Source organism: Roseovarius dicentrarchi, from assembly GCF_003316635.1.
Lineage (GTDB): Bacteria > Pseudomonadota > Alphaproteobacteria > Rhodobacterales > Rhodobacteraceae > Roseovarius > Roseovarius dicentrarchi.
In genome coordinates, this window is sequence record NZ_QNQP01000007.1 from 40,253 (window position 1) to 62,666 (window position 22,414).

A 22,414-nucleotide genomic window follows, 5' to 3' on the forward strand; every position below is an offset into this window, starting at 1 on the left:
AGTTTGGCGGGAATACAGTCCCGACCAGCCAAGGCCGCATCCATATGAACATGCAAATGACCCCGCAGGGCGTGCAGCCCCCGCCGCCACCCGCGACGATTGATGACATGCGCCTGAGCATCGTGATGATGCGCGACATTCTGCTGAAAACGATCTTTCGCAAGAACGTGGATATGGTCAGCGAAATCGCCACCGCAATCTGCCTGCCACGCACCGTCACGCAGGAGCTGGTGGACCTTGCCCGCGAACAGCGCCTGCTGGAGGCGACCGGCACGCTCAGCGCGACATCGGGCAGCGAAATGGCCTATCAGCTGACCGATGCAGGCAAGGCGCGCGCGCTGGATGCGCTGGCACAATCGGAATATTTCGGCCCTATGCCGGTGCCGCTGGCGGTCTACGCCGAGCAGGTCAAACGCCAGTCGATCCGCAACATCCAGATCACGCGCGACCAGCTGACCGGCGCCATGGGCCATCTGGTCCTGCCGCCCAGCCTGCTGAATCAGCTTGGCCCTGCCGTCAGCGCCGGCCGCTCGATCCTGATGTATGGCCCGCCGGGTAACGGAAAATCCAGCATTTCCAACGGCATCCGCGACGCGATGGGCGATCGTATCTATGTGCCGATGGCGATCGAATACGCAGGCCAGGTGATCACCGTCTACGACCCTATCGTTCACTCCAAAGCCGAGGCCGAGGCCGATGATCCCAATTCCCTGCGCCGCCGCCGCACCTTCGATGCGCGCTATGTGCGTTGCGAGCGCCCCACCGTCATCACGGGCGGCGAGCTGACGCTGGACATGCTCGATCTGGTCTACAACCCGACGGCGCGCACCTATCAGGCCTCGCTTCAGCTGAAGTCGACAGGGGGCATTTTCATCGTGGACGATCTGGGCCGCCAGGCCGAACCGCCGCAGAACCTGGTCAACCGCTGGATCGTCCCGCTGGAGGAATCCAAGGATATCCTTGCCCTGCAATCGGGCGAAAAATTCGAAGTGCCGTTTGACACGCTGGCAATCTTTTCAACCAACTTCCACCCCAACAAGATTTTCGATCAGGCCGCCCTGCGCCGGATTTTCTACAAGATCAAGATCGACGGCCCCACACAGGCCGATTTCTTGAAAATCTTCGCCATGGTCGCGCGCAAAAAACAAATGCCGCTAAGCGAGCCTGCACTGGTCCACCTTCTGAAGAAGAAATATCCGGAAATCCAAAATATCTATGCCAATTATCAGCCGGTCTTTTTGATCGACCAGATGATCTCGATCTGCGAATTCGAGGGGATCCCCTATCAGATGACCCCGGATTTGATCGACCGTGCGTGGGCAAACATGTTCGTCGTCGACAGCGACATCGTCAATTAACGCGCGCCGGCGAAGAATTTTCGCGAAAATTCTCAACCCGCGCCCTACATAGGCGGCATGACATGTTTGCCCCCTCAGTTCACGCAATGGTTCGCCGCGCGCGGCTGGTCCATTCACCCGCACCAGCAGGCGATGCTGGAGCGCAGCAGGGATCCTGCCCTTCTGCTGATCGCCCCCACCGGCGGCGGCAAGACGCTGGCCGGATTTCTGCCTACCTTGGCCGAACTCAGCACTGGCGATCACAAGGGACTGCACACGCTCTATATTTCCCCGCTTAAGGCGCTGGCCAATGACATTCGCCGCAACCTGACGACGCCCGTCACCGAAATGGGCCTGCCCATCCGGATCGAGGATCGTACCGGCGACACGTCCTATACGCAAAAGCGCCGCCAGCGCGCCGACCCGCCGGATATTCTGCTGACCACCCCCGAAAGCCTTGCATTGCTGACCTCATACGAGGACGCGCCGCGCATATTCGCCGGGCTACAGCGCGTGGTGATTGACGAAATTCACGCCCTCGCCGAAAGCAAGCGGGGTGATCAGCTGATGCTGGCGCTGTCGCGCTTGCAGGCACTTTTCCCTGATCTGCGCCGCGTCGGCCTGTCGGCCACAGTCGAAGATCCTGCCGCCATCGCGCGCTTTCTGGCGCGGCATCCCGATCCGTGCGAGATCATCCTTGCCGATCCCGGCCCGGATCCGGACATTGAAATGCTGCAAGTAGCCGAGGCGCCGCCGTGGTCGGGCGGCGGCGCGGCCTATGCGATTCCAGCCGTGCTGGAGCAGATCAAGGCGCATAACACGACCCTGATTTTCCACAATACCCGCGCGCAGGCCGAGATATTTTTTCGCAACCTATGGCTGGCGAACGACGGCAATCTGGCCATCGGCATCCACCACGGCAGCCTGGATCGCACGCAGCGCCAGCGGGTCGAGGGCGCGATGCAGCGCGGCGAACTGCGCGCCATCGTCTGCACCGGCAGTCTGGATCTGGGGATTGACTGGGGCGATGTGGATCTGGTCATTCAAGTGGGCGCGCCGAAAAACGTCAAACGTCTGGTGCAGCGCATCGGGCGCGCGAACCACCGCTATAACGCGCCGTCCAAGGCGCTGCTGGTTCCCGCCAACCGTTTCGAGGTGGTCGAATGTGTGGCCGCGCTGGACGCGGTGCGCGCGCGTGATCTGGACGGCGATCCGCGCGGCCCCGGCCCGCTGGACGTATTGTGCCAGCATATCCTGATCGCCGCTTGCGCCGCGCCGTTTGACACAGATACGCTGTTTGCCGAGGTTACCACGGCCGGCCCCTATGCCGCCCTGACCCGCGCCGATTTCGACGATTGTCTGGATTTTTGCGCGACCGGCGGCTACGCCCTGCGCGCCTATGACAAATGGCAGCGCCTCGTTCAGCGCGATGGTCTGTGGCGCCTGCGCGATCCGCGCAGCGCACAGATCATCCGCATGAATATCGGCACTATTCAGGACACTGACCTGCTCAAGGTCCGCATGCAGCGCGCGCGTGGCGGCAAACCGCTGGGCGAGGTGGAGGAGGCGTTCGCCGCCACCCTCACCCCCGGCGATACCTTCCTGATCGGCGGTCAGATCGTGCGCTACGAATCCTTGCGCGAAATGACGGTCGAAGTCAGCCGCTCGGACGGGAAAAAGCCCAAGATCGCCACATTCGGCGGTACAAAATTCGCCACGTCCACCCAGCTCAGCCAGCGTATTCTGGCGATGCTGGCGCAGCCGGGCTGGCCTGCCCTGCCCGCGCATACCGCCGAATGGCTGCACCTTCAGCGGCGTGTGTCGCGGATGCCGATGGCCGGGCGGCTGCTGATCGAAAGCTTTCCGCATGACGGGCGCGAACATGCCTGCATCTACGGCTTTGCCGGGCGCAACGCGCAGCAGACGCTGGGCCTGCTGATCACCAAGCGGATGGAAGAGCTGGGCCTTGATCCGCTGGGGTTTGTTTCAACCGATTATGCCACCCTGATCTGGGGATTGGAGCCGCTGACAGATGCAGCGCCGCTGTTCGATCCCGCCGCGCTGCGCGGCGGGCTGGATCAGTGGCTGACTGGCAATGCGGTGATGAAACGCACGTTTCGCGCCTCCGCCACCATCGCCGGGCTGATCAACCGCAACCTGCCGCAAGCGCGCAAATCGGGCAGGCAGGCGACGTTTTCATCCGATATTCTGTACGACACGCTGGTGAAATACGACCCGGACCACCTCTTGCTGCGCATCACCCGGACCGAGGCGATGCGCGGTCTGGTCGATTTCGGCCGCATCGAAGAGATGATCGCGCGCATAGACGGCCGGATCGATCTGGTCCGCCTGCCCCGCGTCACACCCTTGGCGGCGCCGCTGTTTCTGGAAGCGGGTCGCACCCCGGTCAGCGGCGCGGGCGAAGAGCGGCTGCTGGCCGAGGAATCCGCCAAGCTGATGCAGGCGGCGGGGCTGGCTCAGACCTCCTGAATTGACTCCAGATAGGCCAGCAACGCAGCCAGCGGGCGCGGCGTTGGCGTCATCACGCCGTCGCCCGTGTGTACCGGCACGGTATCGCCCTCCAGCAAGGCGCCGAATTCCGGCATTTGTTCACCGGGGATCTGCGCCCTGTGATAGCCGTCGATGGTGGACAGTACGCGGGCGCGCGGAAATTTGCTTTGCGTTGACAGTCGCGTCAGGTCATTGGGTGCAGGCACCATCCCCGCGGCCAACGGCCCGTCGCCTTTGCCTGTCGGGCCGTGACATTGCACGCAATTTTCAACGTATAGCCTGCGGCCCTCATCGGCCTCGGGCATTGAATTGCTCTGCACGCATGCGGCCAGAATGCCAAGGCCCGCCAGCCCGGCGGCCATTGCTGCGTATTTCATTGCCGTCTCCTTTGCCTGTGATGAACCCGGTGCGATCTGCGCCGCCTTGGGTCAGACGAACTTGCCAGCCAATGCGTCGTCGATCAACTGCACAGTTTCCTCCACGCCGTAAAGCGCGATGAATCCGCCGAAACGCGGCCCTTGGCTGGCGCCCAGCAGCACCTCGTAGAGCGCCTTGAACCAGTCCTTGAGCGGGTCAAACCGGTCGCGGCCCACAGCATAGACCACCGATTGCAGCGCCTCGTCATCGCGCGGGCCGTCATAGCTGGCCAGTTGATCGCGCAACTCGGTCAGCGCCGCGCGCTCGGGATCGGTCGGGGCGCGGTAGGTTTTGAACGGCTTCACGAAATCGGTGTAATAGCGCAGCGCGTGGCCCACCGCCTGATCCAGATCGGGGTGCGTCTGCGCGCTGGCCTCCGGCGCATAACGCTGGATAAAGCCCCACAGATGCGCCTTGTCCTCGGTCCCGGCGACCGATGCGAGGTTCAGCAGCATCGAGAACGGCACGACCATATCGCTTGTCGGCACATCGCCGCTGTGGATATGCCAGACCGGATTGTTCAGGCGCTGGCCCGTGTCCTGCCCGACATAGGCGCGCAGCTGCTGATGGTATTCATCCACCGCCTTGGGGATCACGTCAAAATGCATCCGCTTGGCTGTTTTCGGCTTGGCATACATGAAATAGCTGAGCGATTCAGTCGAGGCATAGGTCAGCCATTCGTCAATGCTGATCCCGTTGCCCGATGATTTCGAGATTTTCTGGCCGTTTTCGTCCAGAAACAACTCATAGGTGAAATGCTCGGGCTTTTTGCCGCCCAGGATTTCGCAAATGCCGTCATAGATCGGCGTGTTGGTGCTGTGATCCTTGCCGTACATCTCGAAATCGACGCCCAGCGCGGCCCAGCGGGCGCCAAAATCGGGCTTCCACTGCAATTTCACGTTGCCGCCGGTGACGGGCAGCGTCATTTCCTGCCCCTCTTCGGTATCAAAGGTGATCTCGCCCTTGGCCGCATCCACATGCTTGATCGGGACATACAGAACCCGGCCCGTTTCGGGGTGGATCGGCAGGAAGATCGAATAGGTCTGGCGCCGCTCGTCGCGCAGGGACTTCAGCATGACCTTCATCACATCGTCATAGCGTTCGGCGGCGCGCAGCAGCACCTCGTCGAACTGGCCGCTGCGGTAGAATTCGGTGGCTGAAATAAATTCGTATTCAAACCCGAACGTATCCAGAAACCGGCGCAGCATGGCGTTGTTGTGCGCGCCAAAGCTGTCATGCGTGCCAAACGGGTCCGGCACCGATGTCAGCGGCTTTTGCAGGTGCTCGGCCAGCGCCTCGGGGTTGGGCACGTTGCCGGGCACCTTGCGCATGCCGTCCAGATCGTCGGAAAAGCAGATCAGCCGCGTCGGAATGTCGCTGATCGCCTCGAACGCGCGGCGGATCATCGTGGTGCGCAGCACCTCGCCAAAGGTGCCGATATGCGGCAGGCCGGAGGGACCATAGCCCGTCTCGAACAGCACATAGCCCTTCTCGGGCGCCTTGCCCTGATACCGTTTCAGCAGCCGGCGCGCTTCTTCAAAAGGCCAGGCTTTCGAGGTCATCGCAGCGTCGCGCAGATCAGACATAGGGCTCTCCATGGATCAGGCCCCGGCGCGGATGCGCGCAAGGGTCCGCCGCTTCCTATTGCCGAGGGGGGCGAAGGTCAATAATCTGCGCCCCAAGACCCCGCATTGCAAAGGATTGCCCGGATGAATGAGACAGTGACACACCCGCTGAGCGCGCAGGACTGTTTGGTGGCGGTCATGATCGCGGTGTCCGCCTCGGACGAGCGTATCCAGACCGCCGAACTGGTCAAGATCGAAACCGCCGTGAACAATCTGCCCATCTTTGGCGATTACGACGAAGACCGGGTCAACATCGTCGCACAAACCGTGTTCGATCTGTTCTCGGACGAGGATGGGCTGGACGCGCTGTTTGGCCTGATCCGCGACAACCTGCCCGAACGCCTGTTCGAGACGGCCTATGCGCTGGCCTGCGACGTCGCCGCCGCCGATGGCACGCTGGCCGACAGCGAGCTGCGCCTGCTGGAGGAGATCCGCTACGAGCTGAACCTCGACCGTCTGCACGCCGCCGCGATCGAGCGGGGCGCACGCGCCCGCCATATGAGCCTGTGACCGGCCAGTAATTTTACAAGGATTTCTCCCATGCATTGCGTTTTCGTAAACATCCGTTGCAAGCCCGGCACTTCCTACAAGGTGGCCGAGGAAATCACCCTGCGCGAATTTCATTCCGAGCTATACTCGACCTCCGGCCCGTTTGACCTGCTGCTGAAGGTCTACATTCCCCAGACCGATGATGTGGGGATCTTCATCAACGAAAACCTGCTGACGATCCCGAATATCGAGCGGACCGAAACCACCCTGACCTTCAAGGCATTCTAGATCATGCTGGACAAGCTACGCGACATCATCGGCGCCGCCAACGTCCTGACCGGCCCCGACATGGACAGCTATGCGTGCGATTGGTCGGGCGCGCCTCAGGGTACGCCGCTGGCGGTTGCGCGCCCCGGATCGACCGCCGAGGTGGCGGCCATCGTCAAGCTGGCGAACCAGACCGGCACTGCCATTGTGCCGATATCCGGCAATACCGGCCTCACCGGCGCCACCGCGGCAGACGGCGCGCTGCTGCTGTCAATGGGACGCATGTCGAAAATCCGCGAAATCCGCCCGTCCAGCCGCCTTGCGATTGTCGAGGCGGGCGCGATTCTGGCCAGCATCCATGATGCTGTTGCCGAACACGGCCTGATCTTTCCGCTGTTTTTCGGCGCGCGCGGATCGGCGATGATTGGCGGCGCGCTATCGACCAACGCGGGCGGCTCGAACGTGCTGCGATATGGCAACACGCGCGATCTGTGCCTGGGGATCGAGGCGGTGCTGCCCAATGGCGAGGTGATCGACCTGATGCGCCAGCTGCACAAGGACAATTCCGGCTATGACCTGCGCCATTTGCTGATCGGCGCCGAGGGGACGCTGGGCATCATCACCGCCGCCGTGCTCAAGCTGCATCCCGCGCCGCTGGCCAATGCAACCGCCATGGTTGCCGTTCCGCGCGTCGGCGATGCGCTGAACCTGCTCAACCGGTTGCAGCAGGAAACAGGCGGCGCCGTGCAGGCGTTTGAATACATGCCGCGCGCCTATATCGAAACGCACCTGTTGCAATCGCCGGGCGCAAGGGCGCCGTTTGACGACCGCTATGACGTGAATATCATGGTCGAGGTTGGCGCCATTGCCCCCCGCGATGCCGCGCCGGGCGAGAATGGCCAGATCCCCATCGCCGCCCATCTGGAATCCGTGCTGGCGGCGCTGTTCGAAGAAGGCGCGATCCTGGACGCCGTGGTTGCCCAGAACGAAGCCCAGCGCCGCGAAATGTGGGAGCGTCGCGAAGCTGCGGCGCAGGTGATGACGTTCCAGACGCCTCATGTGGACCGCGATATCGCGGTGCCGGTGGACCGGATGCAGGAATTTCTGGACCGTGTGGCCGGTATCATCGACGAGTTGGATCCGGGCGCGAGGGATGTATCCGTTGCGCATCTGGGCGATGGCAATCTGCATCTGGGCGTTTTTCCGACACGCGACGACGAAGACCTTTGCCAGCGCATCGGAGACATGGCCGAGGATGCAGCCGTGGCCATGGGCGGCAGCTTTTCCGCCGAGCACGGCATCGGCTGGCGCAAGCGCGCGGCAATGGCGCGGCACAAGAACCCCGCCGCGATGGCGGCCATGCGCACCATCAAAAACGCGCTTGATCCGAATGGCATTATGAACCCCGGCAAGGTGTTGCCGGACCTATAGGTTGTTTTTGAGTATTTTGACCAAGATGAAGCGGCTGGCGCGGGATGACGGCGCCAGCCGCGTGACGCCGATCAGGCTTGGCCTGCGGCCATGACGCAGAGCAGTTCGAACAGGATCGTTGCGCCCAGTAGAGCGGTGCCGCCGGATGCATCGAATGGTGGCGACACCTCTACCATGTCGGCGCCGACGATGTTGAGGCCCGACAGAGCGCGCACAACCTCCAGCGCCTGATGGCTGCTTGGGCCGCCGACCTCGGGCGTGCCGGTGCCGGGCGCATAGGCGGGATCGACGAAATCAATGTCATAGGTGATGTATGTCGGGGCGGTTCCGACGATCTCGCGCGCTTCGCGCATCACGTCAAAGGGGCCGCGCGCATGGAATTCCTCGACAGGGATCAGGCGGATGCCGTTTGCGGCGGCGAAATCGCGATCTTCGGTGTCGTACATCGTGCCGCGAATGCCGATCTGAACCATGCGGCGCGGATCGATCAGCCCTTCTTCGATCGCGCGGCGGAAGGGGGTGCCATGCGTGTACTTCTGCCCGCCAAAATAGCTGTCGGTCAGGTCGGTGTGGCTGTCGAACTGGATCAGCCCGACGGGGCGTTTTTCGGCCACGGCGCGCAGGATTGGCAGCGCAGAAAGGTGATCGCCCCCTGCGGTCAGCGGCATGATGTCCGTCTTCAGCGCCTCGGCGTAAAAGGCGGTGATACGCGCCATGCTGTCGTGCAGATCCACCGGATTGGGCGGAACATCCCCCAGATCGGCGCAATTCAACGCCTCGAACGGACGGATGCCTGTGGCGCCGTTCTGGGCGCGCATCATGGTCGATGCATCGCGCAGCTGACGTGGCCCGTGGCGCGCGCCGGGGCGGTTGGTCGTGCCGCTGTCCCATGGCACGCCGATCAGGCCGACATCTACATCGGCAAAGCGCGGATGACCGGGCGGCACGTGCGGCAGTCGCATGAATGTCGGCACGCCCGCAAAGCGGGGCAGATCAGCGGCGGGGGGCGGTTGAAAAAAGCTGTCGGTCATCGGTTTGCTCCTTACTTTTCAAGGCGTTTATGCGCCGTGACCGCGCCCCCGCCCTCAGCGGCAATGCGGGCGATCGCAGGCTTTAGCGCCTCGACGCTGACGGCCATGTCATGCGCGTTGGCGTGCAGGATGCGGCCCGCGTCCAGGACCCAGGCGACATGGCCGCGCCAGAACAGCAGGTCACCCCGCTGCATTGCGCTGCCATCCGGTAAGGCGCGGCCCAGCGCCGCCTCTTGCAGGTCGCTGTCGCCGGGGCAGGCGATACCGCAGGCGCGGCAGCTGGCCTGCACAAGCCCGGAACAGTCAATCCCAAACACGGAATTGCCGCCCCACAGATACGGCACGGCGATGTAGCGTTCGGCCACGGCGATGGGGTCCGGCTCTGCCATTGGCAAGGGTGCAATATGCTGCGCAGGAACGTAGCCGAGCGGTGTTTGCGCCCAATTCCGGCTGTGCGTTGTCACGCTCAGGCGCGACAGATGGCCAAGCGCCGCGCACTCGGGCGATTTCAGATCGGGTTCGGTGTAGGCATGGGAGGCCCGCGCAGTGATCCAATGGGTCGCGGCGGGGCCAGCGTGTAGTGCCGCGTCAGGCATGTATCCGACATAGCCATCCTCGGCCCGCACAAATGCCCAGCCGTCATGCGTGTCGAAACACGTGACGGGGGCGCCGGTCAGCAACTGGCGCAAACGCCTGCCATGCGGCGCGTGTCGAAGGTCGGCAACGGGCACGCACACCTGACGCGCCGCGCCGCTGGTATAACGCGCGGCGCTCACCTGTCCGCGCAATGCTGTATCGGCGACACGGGAATTCGCGGCGGTCAGGCGTGGGTCGCTCATAGCTTCAACGCCGCCGGCAGCGCCGCCAGCAGCGCGCGCGCGCCCATGCAGGCGCCGCCTTTTGGCCGGGCGGGTGCGGCGGTAGGATTCCAACCGTAGATATCGAAATGCGCGTAGCGCGTAGCGCCCGCGAAACGGCGCAGGAACAGGGCGGCGGTGATCGATCCGGCAAAGCCGCCGGAGGGCGCGTTGTCCAGATCGGCGATGCCCGGTTCGATCAACGCCTCGTATGGGGCATGAAGCGGCATGCGCCAGACGGGATCGACGGCCTGCACGGCGCCGCTTTCGATCGCTGCGACCAGATCGGCGTCATCGGCGTAATAGGGCGCAAGGTCCGGGCCGACCGCCACGCGCGCCGCCCCGGTCAGGGTCGCCATCGAGATCATCAGGTCCGGCGCGTCCTCGGCTCCCAACGCAAGCGCATCGGCCAGCACAAGGCGGCCCTCGGCATCGGTATTGTTGATTTCAATCGTCCGGCCATTGCGTGCCGTCAGGATATCACCCGGGCGCATGGCATTGGCGCTGACCGCGTTTTCAACCGCCGGAATCAACACGCGCAGACGCAGCGGCAGGTCAAGCGCCATGATCATATGGGCCAGCCCCAGCACCGTCGCCGCGCCGCCCATGTCCTTTTTCATCAACCCCATGCTGGAGCCGGGCTTCAGGTTCAGGCCGCCGGTGTCAAAGCAAACCCCCTTGCCCACCAGGGTCAGCGCAGGGCCGCGCGTGCCCCATGTCATGTCGATCAGACGTGGCGCGCGGTCCGAGGCACGGCCCACCGCGTGGATCAGCGGCAGGTTTTGCGCCAGCAGATCCTGCCCGGTAACGGTGGCGATATCCGCGCCATGCTGCACGGCCAGGTCGCGGCACGCCTGCTCCAGTATGTCCGGCCCCATGTCATTGGCGGGCGTGTTGATCAGATCGCGGGTCAGCGCCTCGCCTGCTGCGATCACCTCCAGCCGGGCCGCATTCACGCCATCTGGCGCGATCAGGCGTGCGGTCGCGCGCTTTTGATCGTGATAGCGGTCAAAGACATAGCCAGCCAATAGCCAGCCCAGCGCCTCCTCCGCCGCGCGGTCCGGGTCCAGCCCCTCAAGCCGGTATGTGCCTGCCGGTAGCGCAGCGGCCGCCGCCGCAAGGTGGAAGCGGCCGCGCGCCCGCGCGGCCGCATCGCCGTAACCGGCAACCGCCATTATTGGTGTGCCATCTGCGCCGGGCACAATCAGCACCTTGCCCAAGGCGGCGGTGAACCCGTTGGCCTGCGCCCAAGCGCGCACCGGCGCGGCCTGGCCGGTGAGCCAGCCGTCAAGCTGGTCCGCGCAGATTACATGCAGGGGCAGCACATCGCCCGAATCGGTCGCAAAAACCAACGGATATGCAGGGGGTTTGGCGGTGGACATCTGGCAAAACCTTTCAGGAAGCGGCGCGCTGCGCCGAAAATTTCCACCTTAGCCTAATCCCCCTGCACCTGCCTGCAAGTCATCAAATTCGGGCACCTTGCCGGTCCCAGATCTCGCTCAGGCTACGCTCGCCAATATGCATGAGGCGGGTCAGTGTTGCCGCGATGGCCACCGGGTCACGCTGGTCCGCGCAAGAGGCGACATCGGCAGCAACCCGCGACAGGGTGTGCATTCCGATCTGGTCGGCGATCGCCACCAGACTGCGCGCAGATTTGCGCATATCTGCCACGCGCCGCTCGCGATAACAGCGCTCGGTCTGGGACAGACGTGCGGCCAACTCCTCCAGCGCGCGGCAGACGACATCTTCGGCCCCTGCCTCGCCCAGTTGCGTATACAGCTCTTCCAGGCGGTCCGGGTTCAAGCGCACCACCTCCTTTTGTTTCAACAATGTTACCTGTTCCACGGTCTCACCCCGGTTTCGTGACAATCTGCCCGGCAGCCCCCAACATGGCCCGGCCCGGTGCAATCTGGGGTAAATACCTTCTCAAATGGTTTCTGACCGCACGTTTTATTGCTCGAATTCAATGCGAATACGGTTTATCCAATTCCTAGACCTATTCGCCGAAAGGACCAGACCTTGCACCAGTCGCGCCCCCTGCCGCCCTACCTGATCCAGCGTTATCACGGCTGGAAGGCCACATCTTATACCGAAAACGAAAGCTGGTATCGCACTCTGGCCCTTGATGGGCAGCACCCGCGCGCGATGATGATCTCGTGCTGCGACAGCCGCGTGCATGTCACGTCGATCTTTGGCGCCGATCAGGGTGAATTTTTCATTCACCGCAATATCGCCAATCTCGTGCCGCCCTACACCACCGATGGCGGGCAGCACGGCACCTCGGCGGCGCTGGAATATGCGGTCAGCGTCCTGCATGTCGCACATGTCATCGTCATGGGTCACTCGGGCTGTGGCGGTATCAAGGGTTGCGACGAGATGTGTTCGGGCAAAGCGCCCGCGCTGGACGCACCGGGCAGCTTTGTCGGGCGCTGGATCGACATTCTGCGCCCCGGATACGAGCGTGTGTCCGGCATCGAAGACGACGCCGAACGCGCCCGCGCGTTGGAAAAGGAAGCGGTGCTGGTCTCGCTTGAGAACCTGACCAGTTTCCCCTTCGTGACCGACGCGATGGATCGCGGCGTTCTGACGCTGCACGGTCTTTGGCTGGATATCGGCGAGGGCCGGGTCGAGCAATATCACGCAAGCTCAAAGAAGTTTGCCGCCATCTGACGGCGCAAAACCCCCTGCACCGGAATGCCGATGCAGGGGGCTTTCAAAAAAATACTGATTACAAACAATCATACGGTGGCGCACGTTGCGCGTGCGGTCATCCCACCGGTTAGAACAGTGCCGCGAATTGCCCCGCAAGGAACCGCGTCACCGGGTCGATCTGAAGCAGATAGCCGCCGATCTGCTCGGCCATAGATCCGGACGTCAGCGCATCCACGCGCGCCTGATATGCCAGATCGCCGATTTTCATCAGCACCAGCCCCTTGAAGCACAAGGGCGTTATGGCCAGAATTGCCAGACCGCGCAGTGGCAGCCGGGCCTTGCGACGCTTTGGCCGAAACACGATCAAACCATCGCGCCCCGCCTTGGCATCATATCCGCGCGCCATGGAAATATGGCGGCGCTGAACCTTTTTCACACGAGCGTCGAACCCGTTATCCGTTGTTGTTGACATGACAGCATCCAGTTTTCCGGCCCCCGCCAGATTACCGGTAAAACTTAAGTTTGAATTATGTCGACTTTTAGGCAACCGGCCCAATTTGGCCGTTTTTGCGTGAATTTTCAGACATTTCTTTGCAATGTCAGAGTGGTCCAGTCACCAATCTCCTGGCGCTGGGTCACATTGTTTCCACACGCGGTGTAAACGCCGACCACCTCATCGGCTTGCTCGTTCAGGATGCCCGACAGAATCACATGCCCGCCCGGCGCCAGCCGCTGGGTCAGGGCCGGCGCGAGGTCAATCAGCGGCCCCTTGAGGATATTGGCAAACACCAGATCAAAGGGCGCCGCCGCCTCTAAACCGGGGTGATCCAGTCCGGTCGCCTCGATGCAGGATACGCGTCCGTCCAGATCATTCGCCGCCACATTGACGCGGGCCACGTCCACCGCAACCGGGTCAATATCACTGGCCAGCATGACACCGGGCCAGATGCGCGCGGCGGCCATCGCCAGAACGGCGGTGCCACAGCCGATATCCACCACCGACTTTGCCACGATGCCCGCATTCGCCAGCGCATCCAGCGCCCGCAGGCAGCCTTGGGTCGTGCCATGATGCCCGGTGCCGAACGCCATCGCCGCCTCGATCAGGAGCGGCACGGCATCATCCGGCACCTTGTCCGCGTCATGGCTGCCATAGACGAAAAACCGGCCCGCGATGACCGGCGTCAGCTCGCGTTTGACATGGGCAACCCAGTCGGTATCGGGCACCTCGGACACGGTAAAGGGCCGCGCGCCATGGATTTCTGCCAGCAAGGCAAGCCCGGCAATATCGGGGCGGTCCTCGAAATAGGCGCCCACCTCCCATGTGCCGCTGCCGTCCTCGATCTCGAACGTGCCGATGCCCATCGGCTCGGGCTGGATATCATCCAGCGCGTCGGCCAGGCTTTCGGCGGCGGACTGGCCGATGAGGGTGGTCAGGGCGGTATAGGTGATCATTATGCGGCCTTTTGAATTGCGCGTTACCGCGCCAGAACCGGGGCGCGGCGCGTCAGGATAGTCTCATACCCCGGTTCGGGATGGCGCGGGATCAGCAGTGCCAATAGCAGCGAAACACCCGCCATGCCAGCGGCCAGCAGGAACACCGCGCCGGGCGATACCAGCCACAGATAGCCAAGGCTGGCCGGCAAAAACACCGCCGCAATATGGTTAATCGTAAAGGCAACGGCAGCTGTCGGCGCGATATCACCGGGATCGGCAATTTTCTGAAAATACGTCTTCAATGCCAGCGCCAGCGCGAACAATATATGGTCCACCACATAGAGCGTCGCGGCCAGCAACACGCCCCAGCCGAACATGTAAACGCCGCCATATGCCAGAAAAACGGCCATCAGGCCGATATATTCAAATATCAGCGTCCGCCGCTCACCAAAGCGCGACACAGCGGCCCCCATGAACGGGGCAAAGATCATATTGGCCACAAGGTTTATCAAAAACAACGCCGTGATCTCATTCACGCTGAAACCGAATTTTTCCACCATCATGAACCCGGCAAACACCACGAATATCTGCCGCCGCGCCCCGGCCATGAATTGCAGCGCATAATACAGCCAGTAGCGGCGGCGCAGGACCATCGTTTTCAGCTGCGGGTGGGGCGCCTCGAACTGCGGATAGGCGATCAGCGCGAACAGCGCGATTGCCGCCGTCAGCCCGCCTGATGCCATGTAAACCATGGTATAGGTCAGGCCCAGCGGCTCCCACAGCAGCACGATCAGGCCATAGCACACCAGCGTCGCGCCCGATCCCGCCGCCATCAACCAGCCCAGCGTTTGCGGCGCGCGCGCCCGGTCGATCCATTGCAGTTGAAGCGATTGATTCACCGTCTCGTAATAGTGAAACCCGATGGAACTGAGCATCGTGATGGTTAAAATGCCGCCCATACTGGGAAAATGCGCGGTAAAGGCCGTCGCCACACCCAGCAGCATCAGCGACACCAGCGCCAGCACCTGTTCGCGCACGAAAATAATGATCGCGATAACGCCTATGGCGAAAAAGCCGGGAATTTCGCGCACCGTGTGCAGCCAGCCAATGTCATGCCCATCAAACTGCGCAACTTCGATCACGAAGTTGTTCAGCAGCGCAGACCATGTCGCAAAGGCGATCGGCATCGCCGCCGCCATGAGAAACAACAGCGTCCGCGGACGGCGCCAAAGCGGCATCTGGCGGGCCTCGACTATGGGGACAGTGCGCGTCATGGGCCAGCTTTACGCCAAGCCATGCCGTTTGGCGAGTGGGTTTGGCGGGGTGTTGCGGCGCCTGATTGGCTGCAAGTTTATCAGCGGGCGTCAACCAGTTCGCAATCTTTTGGTGGCAACGTTTCAGCCAGCGACCCATTGCCGGAGGCTGAATGCCCGTCCTGATCTATATCCTTGCCGTATTTCTGCTGGCCACGGCCGCGCAGGCAGAGGCGATCCGCGGCAGCCTGTTTACCGCCACCCCGGTGGAGACGCGGGCGACGCTGGCCGGATTGTTCATTGGCCGCGCCGAAGGGGGCCTGTTTGCAGACCGCCCCGCCCACAGACCCGCATTTGACGATGCGTCGGCGACAGGGTTGCGCGGCTCTGACGTGCAAAGGATCCGCGCGTTGATACAGCAGGCCGAATCGCCGCGCGACGGATATGACGCTGTGCAGCACGGCGCGCGGATCAAACCCGCAAAGCGGCCAACCGACATGACGCTGGCCGAGGTGTTTGCATGGATCGATGGCACCCCCGGCCAGCCGCACGCGATTGGCCGCTACCAGTTCATACCGCAGACCCTGCGCAGGTTGGTCGCCAAGACCGGGGCAGACCTGTCGCAACGTTTCAGCCCGGCAATGCAAGACCGGCTCGGAGATGTGCTGCTGGTCGAGGCTGGATTGAACCGCTTTCGCGCAGGGGCACTGGACCGCACGGCATTCATGAACAATCTGGCCAAGATTTGGGCGGGCCTGCCCAACTCCACCGGCGTTTCCCACTACGACGGCTACGCCGGGAACAAGGCCGTGATCAGCTGGGCGCAGTTCGAAGCGGTCATCGCGGCCTTGCCGCAGGGTTTGGGATAGTGACGCCCGAACACGCGCGGCGCTATGATGCCGCCCGTCTTCAGTAGAAGCTTTGCGGGTCGATATCCACGCTCAGGCGCAGATTGGCCGATGTGCGCACGCCTGCAATCCACTGCGCCAGCGCCGGTTGCAGCGCCGCGCCCTTGGGCGCCTTGACCAGCAGGCGCACGCGGTGGCGGCCCCGGACGCGGGCAATGGGCGCAGGCGCCGGGCCGAAAACCTGTGCGCCGATTGCGCGCAGCGGGGCATCACCGCGTGCCAGCACGGTCCCCAGATCAAAGGTTTGCTGCAAATCCGTCCCGCTCAGGATGATACCCGCCATGCGCCCGAACGGCGGCACCCCCGCCTGCCTGCGCTCATCCGCCTCGGCGCGCCAGAACCCTTCTTCGTCGCCCGACAGAATCGCGCGAATAACGGGGTGTTCGGGCTGAAAGGTTTGCAGCATCGCCGTACCCGGCTTGTCCGCGCGCCCGGCCCGGCCCGCAACCTGCCGCATCAGCTGAAAGGTCCGCTCGGCCGCGCGCAGGTCCGAGCCTTGCAAACCAAGATCCGCGTCAATGACCCCCACCAGCGTCAGCAGAGGGAAGTTATGCCCTTTCGCCACCAGTTGGGTGCCGATAATGATGTCCGCCTCACCCTGCGCAATCGCGCGGATCTGCTCCTTCAGCGCGCGCGAGCTGGCGAACATGTCGGAGCTGAGCGTTGCCACCCGCGCATCCGGGAACAGCGCCGTCGCTTCCTCCCCCAGTCGCTCGACGCCGGGGCCGACCGGGGCCAGCTTGCCCTCCACCTCGCAGGCGGGGCATTTTTCGGGAATTGGCTTTGTCTCGCCGCATTGATGGCACATCAGACGTTTTTGAAAACGGTGCTCCACCATCCGCGCATCGCAGTGATCGCAGCCGATCTGATGGCCGCAGGCCCGGCAGATCGTCACCGGGGCATAGCCGCGGCGATTGATGAACAATAGCGATTGCTCGCCCTTTTCAATGCGCCGCTGCACGGCAGATTGCAGCGTGGGCGATATCCAGCGGTTGCCGGGCAGATCCTCGCTGCGCATATCAACGGCGCGGACCTCGGGCATGACGGCAACGCCAAACCGCGCCTTCAGATCCAGCCGGGTATATTTGCCCGCCTCTGCATTGACCCACGTCTCAAGGCTGGGCGTGGCCGAGGCCAGCACCACCTGCGCGCCGCAGATCGAGGCGCGCAAAACCGCCATATCGCGCGCATTATAGAGCACGCCATCCTCCTGCTTGTAGGAGGTGTCATGCTCCTCATCCACCACGATCAGCCCCAGATCGCGGAACGGCAGGAACAGGGCGGACCGCGCACCAACGACGAGCTGCGCACCGCCCTCGCCCACCATGCGCCAGCAGCGACGCCGCTCGGTCATGGTGACGCCCGAATGCCATTCGGCGGGTTTGGCGCCGAAACGGGCCTGCACGCGGGTCAGAAATTCGGCGGTCAGCGCGATTTCAGGCAGCAGCACCAGCGCCTGTCGGCCCATGCGCAGGGTGCTGGCGACGGTCTCCAGATACACTTCGGTCTTGCCCGATCCGGTGACGCCGCGCAGCAGGGTGGTGCCATACGTCCCGGTTCGAATGGCCGCATCCAGCGTGGCGGCGCAACTTGCCTGATCTTCGGTCAGGGCCTTGGACGCGATCGCCGGATCAAGCCTGCGGTAGGGCGTATCGCGGGGGGTATCAACCTCGTCCACCGCGCCTTGTTTCACCAGCCCCTTGATCACCGAAGAGGTCACGCCCGCCTCCTCGGACAGTTCTTTGAGGGTAAACGCCTGATCACCCTGCCCCTCCAGCACATCCAGCACGCGCTGGCGCGCATCGGTCACGCGCGTCGGCGCGGAATAGCCCAGCCTGTACACCTTGCGCATCGACGGCGGATCACCCAGCCCCGGCGCGCGGGTGGCAAGGCGCAGCATCGCATTCATCGGCGTCAGGGTGTAATCGGCGGCGCGCTGAAGAAACTCGTGCATTTCATCTGCCATTGGCGCCACGTCCAGCACGCGAATGATGCTGCGCACCTTGGCCAGATCATAGCCCCCCTCGCCCGGCCCCCAGACGACGCCAAGCACCTTGCGCGGGCCCAGCGGCACTTCGACAAAGGCGCCGCGATGGCAGCCGCCCTCGGGCGCGCGATAGTCCAGCACGCGGTCCAGCGGCTGCGCGGTCAGTACGCCGACCAGCGCACCAGCGTCATGAAATTCGGGGGCAGCGGTCATGCGCGCGCCAACCTTTCAGGGTTTCACGGGGATCGCCCATGGGATAAACGATGGGCAGGCAAACTCCAATCCATCAGATAGGGCCACCGTCATGAAATTTTTCGTCGATACCGCAGAAGTTGATCAAATCAAGGAGCTGAACGATCTGGGCATGGTTGACGGGGTCACGACCAATCCGTCGCTGATCCTGAAATCCGGCCGTGACATTCTGGAGGTCACCCGCGAAATCGCGGATATGGTCGATGGCCCGGTCAGCGCCGAAGTCGTCGCGCTTGAGGCCGATGCCATGATCGAAGAGGGCCGCAAGCTGGCGCAGATCGCAGGCAATATCGCGGTCAAGGTGCCGCTGACATGGGCGGGCCTCAAGGCGTGCAAAGTGCTGTCGGATGAGGGCAACATGGTCAACGTCACGCTATGCTTTTCCGCAAATCAGGCGCTGCTGGCGGCCAAGGCGGGCGCGACATTCATCAGCCCCTTCGTCGGGCGTCTGGACGATATCAACCTCGACGGGATGGAGCTGATTTCCGACATCCGCCAGATTTATGACAATTACGGCTATGAGACGCAGATCCTTGCCGCGTCGATCCGCACGGTAAACCACGCCTGTCAGGCCGCGCTGATCGGCGCCGACGTGATGACCGCGCCCCCCGGCGTGATCAAGAAGATGGCCGACCACCCGCTGACCGATGCCGGGCTGGAGCAGTTCATGAAGGATTGGGCCAAAACCGGCCAGAAAATCGTCTGACATCTGCCAGCGAACATGATCCCCGCACCCGGTGGCTTGCGTCACCGGGCGATCGGGTGGCCCCACGCGCGCTCATGCCATCGGATGGTGAACGCGCCTGAAATAAGACGCGGCATCCTGCGCCAATTCGCGCGCAAACGACATCGGAGAGGCCCAGGGCGGATCAAACCGTGCCTCGATCTGGCCGCTGTTTCGGCTGATCTGGGGGTGATGTCTGGCCACGATACGTTGCATCTTGTCGTTTTCGTGGAAAAACAACCCTTGCAGCGATTTTACACCCCGGTTCTGCGATGCTGTCACAAGACGGGCAAACAGCATGGTGCCGATGCCCCTGTTTTGCCACTCTGCCTCGACCGACAGGGCAAATTCGGCATCATTCGGCCATGATTTGAACAGTCCCATCAATTCGCCGATGGCGCGGATATGGCCGTCGAAAAACACGCCAAATACCAGCTTGTCAGCCGCAATCGCGCCCTCGGCGTAATTTGCCACAAAATCATCGCTGACCAGCGCGCCAAAGCGCGAATAGCGCGTCATGGTGTCAAGGCGCAAAAGATGCTGTTTCAGTTCAGGCACATCGCCCTTCCACAGCTTGCGGATCTCGGGCGCTGGTTCAGCAGTACGATCACTCATCGAATTAGGCTCCTTAGCTGTACCGAAATCAATCGGTCCCAAGTTACCTCCCAACCAGCTAGATATGCCGCAACGCAGCGAATGCCATGGGCGCGCCGGGCAAATTCGCGCTGACCTTGCGGCAGGCGCGCGCCATGCCACAAATCGGGCGGGCTTCGGCGGCGGGCCGGGCAATACGACAGATATGACATTCCAGTGTGCAGCCCGAAATCAGGTGAAGATTTCTCCGCAACCTCATGCTATGACGCTTAAAACAAAAAAGAGCATGAGCATGAGCAGCAACCCGAAGATGGATGATCACCTGCGCGAGCAGATCATAAACCAACCCGATGTTATTCTGGAAGATCAGGACCTTATGCACGCCCTCATTGCCGCGAACGAGCGGGCGATGGGCGGCAATATCGTTGATCTGCGCGGCATCGCCATGGACCGGCTGGAGGCGCGGCTTGACCGGTTGGAGGATACGCATCGCAGTGTGATCGCGGCTGCCTACGACAATCTGGCAGGCACAAATCAGGTGCATCGTGCGATTTTGCGCATGCTGGACCCGACCGAGTTCGAGGCGTTCCTGCACAACCTTGCCGGTGAGGTGGCCGATATCCTGCGTGTCGATTCTGTGCGGCTTGTCCTTGAAACGGCGCAAACCGGCAGTGATCCGGCGGTGCAGAAGCTGGGCGATGTCCTGACCGTGGCGGAACCCGGATTTGTTGCGCGCTACATCGAAAACGAGCGCGGCGGCGACCGGCAGGTGACGCTGCGCCAGCTGGGTGCGGGCGCGTCCACGCTGCATGGCAGCGCGGCGGCGCATATCCATTCCGAGGCATGCATGCGGCTGGATTTTGGCGATGGGCGTCTGCCCGGCATGCTGGTTCTGGGCGCCGAAGATCCGCACCAGTTCACCCCGCAGCAAGGCACTGATTTGCTGACGTTCTTTGCCGGTGTGTTTGAACGCTCAATGCGCCGCTGGCTGTCATGATCTCGCCCGCCGCGCAGGCAGCGCTGGCGCTCTGGCTGGACCAGCAGCGCGCGCTGCATGGCGCGGCGACCAATACAATTACGGCCTACTGCGCTGATGTCATTTGTTTTTTGACATTCATCACACAGCACAAGGGCGGACCGCAGGGCCTTGGTGCGCTGGCAGAGATTACAACATCGGACATGCGCGCATGGATGGCGCACACACGCAGCGACGATGTGGGCGCCCGCAGCATGGCGCGCAAATTGTCGGCGGTGAAATCCTTCTACCGCTGGCTGGCCGAACGCGAAGGGTTCGAGCCGACGGCCGTTCTGGCCACGCGCAGCCCCAAGTTTCAGCGCAAACTGCCCCGCCCGCTCAGCGTGGACGCGGCGCGCGATGTCGTTGATACGGCCGAGTTTCAATCGCTGAAGCCATGGATCGCAGCCCGCGACAGGGCCGTGATTACCGTGCTTTACGGCTGCGGCCTGCGCATATCCGAGGCGCTGTCACTGACCGGCGCCGATGCCCCCCTGCCCGCCAGTTTGCGCATCACCGGCAAAGGCGGCAAAGAGCGGCTGGTTCCGGTGCTACCTGCCGCGCGCGACACTGTGGAGCAATACACCCGCGCCTGCCCGCACCCCATTACGGATGACGGCCCGCTGTTTCTGGGGGCGCGTGGCGGAAAACTATCACCGCGTGCGGTGCAAAAAGTGATGGAGCAGGTACGCGGCCAGCTGGGCCTGCCCGCCACCGCCACGCCGCACGCGCTACGCCATAGCTTTGCCACGCATTTGCTGAACGCCGGCGGCGATCTGCGCGCGATACAGGAGCTTTTGGGTCACGCATCGCTATCCACCACGCAGGCCTATACGGGCGTCGATACCGCCCGCCTGATGGACGTCTATGCGCGCGCCCACCCCAAAGCCTGATTGCCCGCGACCGCTCAAGCGCCTATAGGAACGCCATGACACGTGAATTCAAAGCTCTCTCCGTCCATCTCTTCACCGCAACCGGCGTGGTTTTTGCCATGCTCGCCATGCTGGCCGCCGCCGATGAAAAATGGGGCCTGATGTTCGTCTGGCTGGTTGTTGCCTTCGCCGTGGATGGCGCAGACGGCCCCTTGGCGCGCAAATATCAGGTTGAAAAATACGCCCCCCGTTTTGACGGTGTGCTGCTGGACATGATCATTGATTTCATCACCTACGCGTTCATTCCCGCCTTTGCCCTGTTCAAATCGGGGCTCCTGCCGGGCTGGACGGGCTGGGCCGCGATCATCCTGATCACCTTCGCCAGCGCGATGTATTTTTGCGATAAGGGCATGAAAACGGCTGATAAATCGTTTCAGGGCTTTCCCGGCTGCTGGAACATGCTGGTTCTGGTCCTGTTCGCGACCGAGCCGCCGTTTTGGTTCACCCTGACATTGGTGGCCGTGCTGGCCGTGGCAATGTTCTTGCCGCTGAAATTCGTTCACCCGGTCCGCACCCAGCGCTGGCGCAAGATTTCGCTGCCGATGATCTTTATCTGGACGTTCTTTGCCGGCTGGGCCGCCTGGGTCGATTTCCATCCGGAAAGCTGGGCACATTGGGGTCTGGTGATATCGTCGGTCTACCTCTTGGGTGCCGGAATCGTTCAACAGATCGTGCCGGAGCGACGTGCTGGCTAAGCC

General features: G+C 62.8%; 22 protein-coding genes. 11 read left to right on the top strand and 11 right to left on the bottom strand.

The annotated features are described in order from the left end of the window. Positions 1-44: 44 nt before the first annotated feature. Complete coding sequence (locus tag DQ230_RS06870) at positions 45-1,358, top strand: ATPase (protein WP_113911948.1); 1,314 nt, start codon at positions 45-47, stop codon at positions 1,356-1,358. Between the two features lie 57 nt (positions 1,359-1,415). Further along, positions 1,416-3,827: a ligase-associated DNA damage response DEXH box helicase gene (locus tag DQ230_RS06875; protein ID WP_113911840.1), complete on the top strand. Its 2,412-nt coding sequence runs from the start codon at positions 1,416-1,418 to the stop codon at positions 3,825-3,827. Here the strand turns inward: DQ230_RS06875 and DQ230_RS06880 are convergent. Both DQ230_RS06880 and DQ230_RS06885 read right to left on the bottom strand, forming a co-directional pair. Continuing rightward, on the bottom strand, positions 3,815-4,225 hold the full coding sequence (locus DQ230_RS06880) for a c-type cytochrome (protein ID WP_113911841.1): 411 nt from the start codon (positions 4,223-4,225) through the stop codon (positions 3,815-3,817). The genes DQ230_RS06875 and DQ230_RS06880 overlap by 13 nt on opposite strands. Positions 4,226-4,276: 51 nt before the next feature. Continuing rightward, complete coding sequence (locus DQ230_RS06885; RefSeq protein ID WP_113911842.1) at positions 4,277-5,851, bottom strand: lysine--tRNA ligase; 1,575 nt, start codon at positions 5,849-5,851, stop codon at positions 4,277-4,279. A gap of 123 nt (positions 5,852-5,974) precedes the next feature. On the opposite strand from DQ230_RS06885, the gene DQ230_RS06890 reads away from it, so the two are divergent. The 3 genes from DQ230_RS06890 to DQ230_RS06900 are packed head-to-tail and all read left to right on the top strand — an operon-like array spanning position 5,975 to position 8,077. Continuing rightward, the gene (locus DQ230_RS06890) at positions 5,975-6,400 is read left to right on the top strand and encodes a tellurite resistance TerB family protein (RefSeq protein WP_113911843.1); all 426 of its coding nucleotides are present in this window, start codon (positions 5,975-5,977) and stop codon (positions 6,398-6,400) included. 30 nt (positions 6,401-6,430) lie between these two features. Next, positions 6,431-6,667 (top strand): Lrp/AsnC ligand binding domain-containing protein, encoded by a 237-nt coding sequence (locus DQ230_RS06895; protein WP_113911844.1) that lies wholly within the window; start codon positions 6,431-6,433, stop codon positions 6,665-6,667. Positions 6,668-6,670: 3 nt separating this feature from the next. After that, on the top strand, positions 6,671-8,077 hold the full coding sequence (locus DQ230_RS06900; RefSeq protein ID WP_113911845.1) for an FAD-binding oxidoreductase: 1,407 nt from the start codon (positions 6,671-6,673) through the stop codon (positions 8,075-8,077). Positions 8,078-8,148: 71 nt separating this feature from the next. Here DQ230_RS06900 and speB read toward each other — a convergent pair whose 3' ends face one another. The 4 genes from speB to DQ230_RS06920 form a co-directional block, all read right to left on the bottom strand. After that, entirely contained in the window at positions 8,149-9,108 is a 960-nt protein-coding gene (gene speB, locus DQ230_RS06905; RefSeq protein ID WP_113911846.1) for an agmatinase, read from the bottom strand. An 11-nt stretch (positions 9,109-9,119) separates the two neighbouring features. Next, entirely contained in the window at positions 9,120-9,947 is an 828-nt protein-coding gene (locus tag DQ230_RS06910) for a C40 family peptidase (RefSeq protein ID WP_113911847.1), read from the bottom strand. Continuing rightward, a complete protein-coding gene (locus DQ230_RS06915) occupies positions 9,944-11,347 on the bottom strand; it encodes a leucyl aminopeptidase family protein (RefSeq protein WP_113911848.1) in 1,404 nt (467 codons plus the stop codon). Before DQ230_RS06915 ends, DQ230_RS06910 begins: the two co-directional genes overlap by 4 nt. Before the next feature lie 82 nt (positions 11,348-11,429). Then, positions 11,430-11,774: a hypothetical protein gene (locus DQ230_RS06920; RefSeq protein ID WP_238987452.1), complete on the bottom strand. Its 345-nt coding sequence runs from the start codon at positions 11,772-11,774 to the stop codon at positions 11,430-11,432. Positions 11,775-11,984: 210 nt separating this feature from the next. Between DQ230_RS06920 and DQ230_RS06925 the strand changes: the two genes are divergently transcribed. Then, on the top strand, positions 11,985-12,635 hold the full coding sequence (locus DQ230_RS06925; protein WP_113911850.1) for a carbonic anhydrase: 651 nt from the start codon (positions 11,985-11,987) through the stop codon (positions 12,633-12,635). A gap of 109 nt (positions 12,636-12,744) precedes the next feature. Here DQ230_RS06925 and DQ230_RS06930 read toward each other — a convergent pair whose 3' ends face one another. The 3 genes from DQ230_RS06930 to DQ230_RS06940 form a co-directional block, all read right to left on the bottom strand. Further along, positions 12,745-13,089, bottom strand: coding sequence for a hypothetical protein (locus DQ230_RS06930; protein WP_162497386.1), 345 nt, complete (start codon positions 13,087-13,089; stop codon positions 12,745-12,747). Positions 13,090-13,196: 107 nt separating this feature from the next. Further along, complete coding sequence (locus DQ230_RS06935) at positions 13,197-14,069, bottom strand: 50S ribosomal protein L11 methyltransferase (RefSeq protein WP_113911852.1); 873 nt, start codon at positions 14,067-14,069, stop codon at positions 13,197-13,199. A gap of 23 nt (positions 14,070-14,092) precedes the next feature. Then, positions 14,093-15,325, bottom strand: a complete 1,233-nt coding sequence (locus tag DQ230_RS06940; RefSeq protein ID WP_113911853.1) for an MFS transporter — start codon at positions 15,323-15,325, stop codon at positions 14,093-14,095. A 152-nt stretch (positions 15,326-15,477) separates the two neighbouring features. Here DQ230_RS06940 and DQ230_RS06945 point away from each other — a divergent pair, with 152 nt between their 5' ends. Next, entirely contained in the window at positions 15,478-16,173 is a 696-nt protein-coding gene (locus DQ230_RS06945; protein WP_113911854.1) for a lysozyme family protein, read from the top strand. A gap of 40 nt (positions 16,174-16,213) precedes the next feature. Here the strand turns inward: DQ230_RS06945 and DQ230_RS06950 are convergent, their stop codons facing one another. Next, positions 16,214-18,412 (bottom strand): primosomal protein N', encoded by a 2,199-nt coding sequence (locus tag DQ230_RS06950; protein ID WP_113911855.1) that lies wholly within the window; start codon positions 18,410-18,412, stop codon positions 16,214-16,216. A gap of 91 nt (positions 18,413-18,503) precedes the next feature. Between DQ230_RS06950 and fsa the strand changes: the two genes are divergently transcribed. Continuing rightward, on the top strand, positions 18,504-19,157 hold the full coding sequence (fsa, locus tag DQ230_RS06955; protein ID WP_113911856.1) for a fructose-6-phosphate aldolase: 654 nt from the start codon (positions 18,504-18,506) through the stop codon (positions 19,155-19,157). Between the two features lie 72 nt (positions 19,158-19,229). On the opposite strand, the gene DQ230_RS06960 is transcribed toward fsa, so the two are convergent. Next, the gene (locus tag DQ230_RS06960; RefSeq protein WP_113911857.1) at positions 19,230-19,790 is read right to left on the bottom strand and encodes a GNAT family N-acetyltransferase; all 561 of its coding nucleotides are present in this window, start codon (positions 19,788-19,790) and stop codon (positions 19,230-19,232) included. 271 nt (positions 19,791-20,061) lie between these two features. Here DQ230_RS06960 and DQ230_RS06965 point away from each other — a divergent pair, with 271 nt between their 5' ends. The 3 genes from DQ230_RS06965 to DQ230_RS06975 are packed head-to-tail and all read left to right on the top strand — an operon-like array spanning position 20,062 to position 22,411. Then, a complete protein-coding gene (locus DQ230_RS06965) occupies positions 20,062-20,766 on the top strand; it encodes a DUF484 family protein (RefSeq protein ID WP_113911858.1) in 705 nt (234 codons plus the stop codon). Beyond that, complete coding sequence (locus DQ230_RS06970) at positions 20,763-21,677, top strand: tyrosine recombinase XerC (protein WP_113911859.1); 915 nt, start codon at positions 20,763-20,765, stop codon at positions 21,675-21,677. The genes DQ230_RS06965 and DQ230_RS06970 overlap by 4 nt, the downstream gene beginning before the upstream one ends. Before the next feature lie 35 nt (positions 21,678-21,712). Further along, entirely contained in the window at positions 21,713-22,411 is a 699-nt protein-coding gene (locus tag DQ230_RS06975) for a CDP-alcohol phosphatidyltransferase family protein (protein ID WP_113911860.1), read from the top strand. Positions 22,412-22,414 lie beyond the last annotated feature (3 nt).

Coding starts and splice junctions, on each gene's coding strand:
- DQ230_RS06890 (WP_113911843.1), top strand. CDS start 5,975: ATGAATGAGACAGTGACACACCCGCTGAGCGCGCAGGACTGTTTGGTG.
- DQ230_RS06940 (WP_113911853.1), bottom strand. CDS start 15,325: ATGACGCGCACTGTCCCCATAGTCGAGGCCCGCCAGATGCCGCTTTGG.
- DQ230_RS06960 (WP_113911857.1), bottom strand. CDS start 19,790: ATGAGTGATCGTACTGCTGAACCAGCGCCCGAGATCCGCAAGCTGTGG.
- DQ230_RS06900 (WP_113911845.1), top strand. CDS start 6,671: ATGCTGGACAAGCTACGCGACATCATCGGCGCCGCCAACGTCCTGACC.
- DQ230_RS06945 (WP_113911854.1), top strand. CDS start 15,478: ATGCCCGTCCTGATCTATATCCTTGCCGTATTTCTGCTGGCCACGGCC.
- DQ230_RS06930 (WP_162497386.1), bottom strand. CDS start 13,089: ATGTCAACAACAACGGATAACGGGTTCGACGCTCGTGTGAAAAAGGTT.
- DQ230_RS06880 (WP_113911841.1), bottom strand. CDS start 4,225: ATGAAATACGCAGCAATGGCCGCCGGGCTGGCGGGCCTTGGCATTCTG.
- fsa (WP_113911856.1), top strand. CDS start 18,504: ATGAAATTTTTCGTCGATACCGCAGAAGTTGATCAAATCAAGGAGCTG.
- DQ230_RS06950 (WP_113911855.1), bottom strand. CDS start 18,412: ATGACCGCTGCCCCCGAATTTCATGACGCTGGTGCGCTGGTCGGCGTA.
- DQ230_RS06870 (WP_113911948.1), top strand. CDS start 45: ATGAACATGCAAATGACCCCGCAGGGCGTGCAGCCCCCGCCGCCACCC.
- speB (WP_113911846.1), bottom strand. CDS start 9,108: ATGACCGACAGCTTTTTTCAACCGCCCCCCGCCGCTGATCTGCCCCGC.
- DQ230_RS06910 (WP_113911847.1), bottom strand. CDS start 9,947: ATGAGCGACCCACGCCTGACCGCCGCGAATTCCCGTGTCGCCGATACA.
- DQ230_RS06935 (WP_113911852.1), bottom strand. CDS start 14,069: ATGATCACCTATACCGCCCTGACCACCCTCATCGGCCAGTCCGCCGCC.
- DQ230_RS06975 (WP_113911860.1), top strand. CDS start 21,713: ATGACACGTGAATTCAAAGCTCTCTCCGTCCATCTCTTCACCGCAACC.
- DQ230_RS06970 (WP_113911859.1), top strand. CDS start 20,763: ATGATCTCGCCCGCCGCGCAGGCAGCGCTGGCGCTCTGGCTGGACCAG.
- DQ230_RS06895 (WP_113911844.1), top strand. CDS start 6,431: ATGCATTGCGTTTTCGTAAACATCCGTTGCAAGCCCGGCACTTCCTAC.
- DQ230_RS06885 (WP_113911842.1), bottom strand. CDS start 5,851: ATGTCTGATCTGCGCGACGCTGCGATGACCTCGAAAGCCTGGCCTTTT.
- DQ230_RS06915 (WP_113911848.1), bottom strand. CDS start 11,347: ATGTCCACCGCCAAACCCCCTGCATATCCGTTGGTTTTTGCGACCGAT.
- DQ230_RS06875 (WP_113911840.1), top strand. CDS start 1,416: ATGACATGTTTGCCCCCTCAGTTCACGCAATGGTTCGCCGCGCGCGGC.
- DQ230_RS06965 (WP_113911858.1), top strand. CDS start 20,062: ATGAGCAGCAACCCGAAGATGGATGATCACCTGCGCGAGCAGATCATA.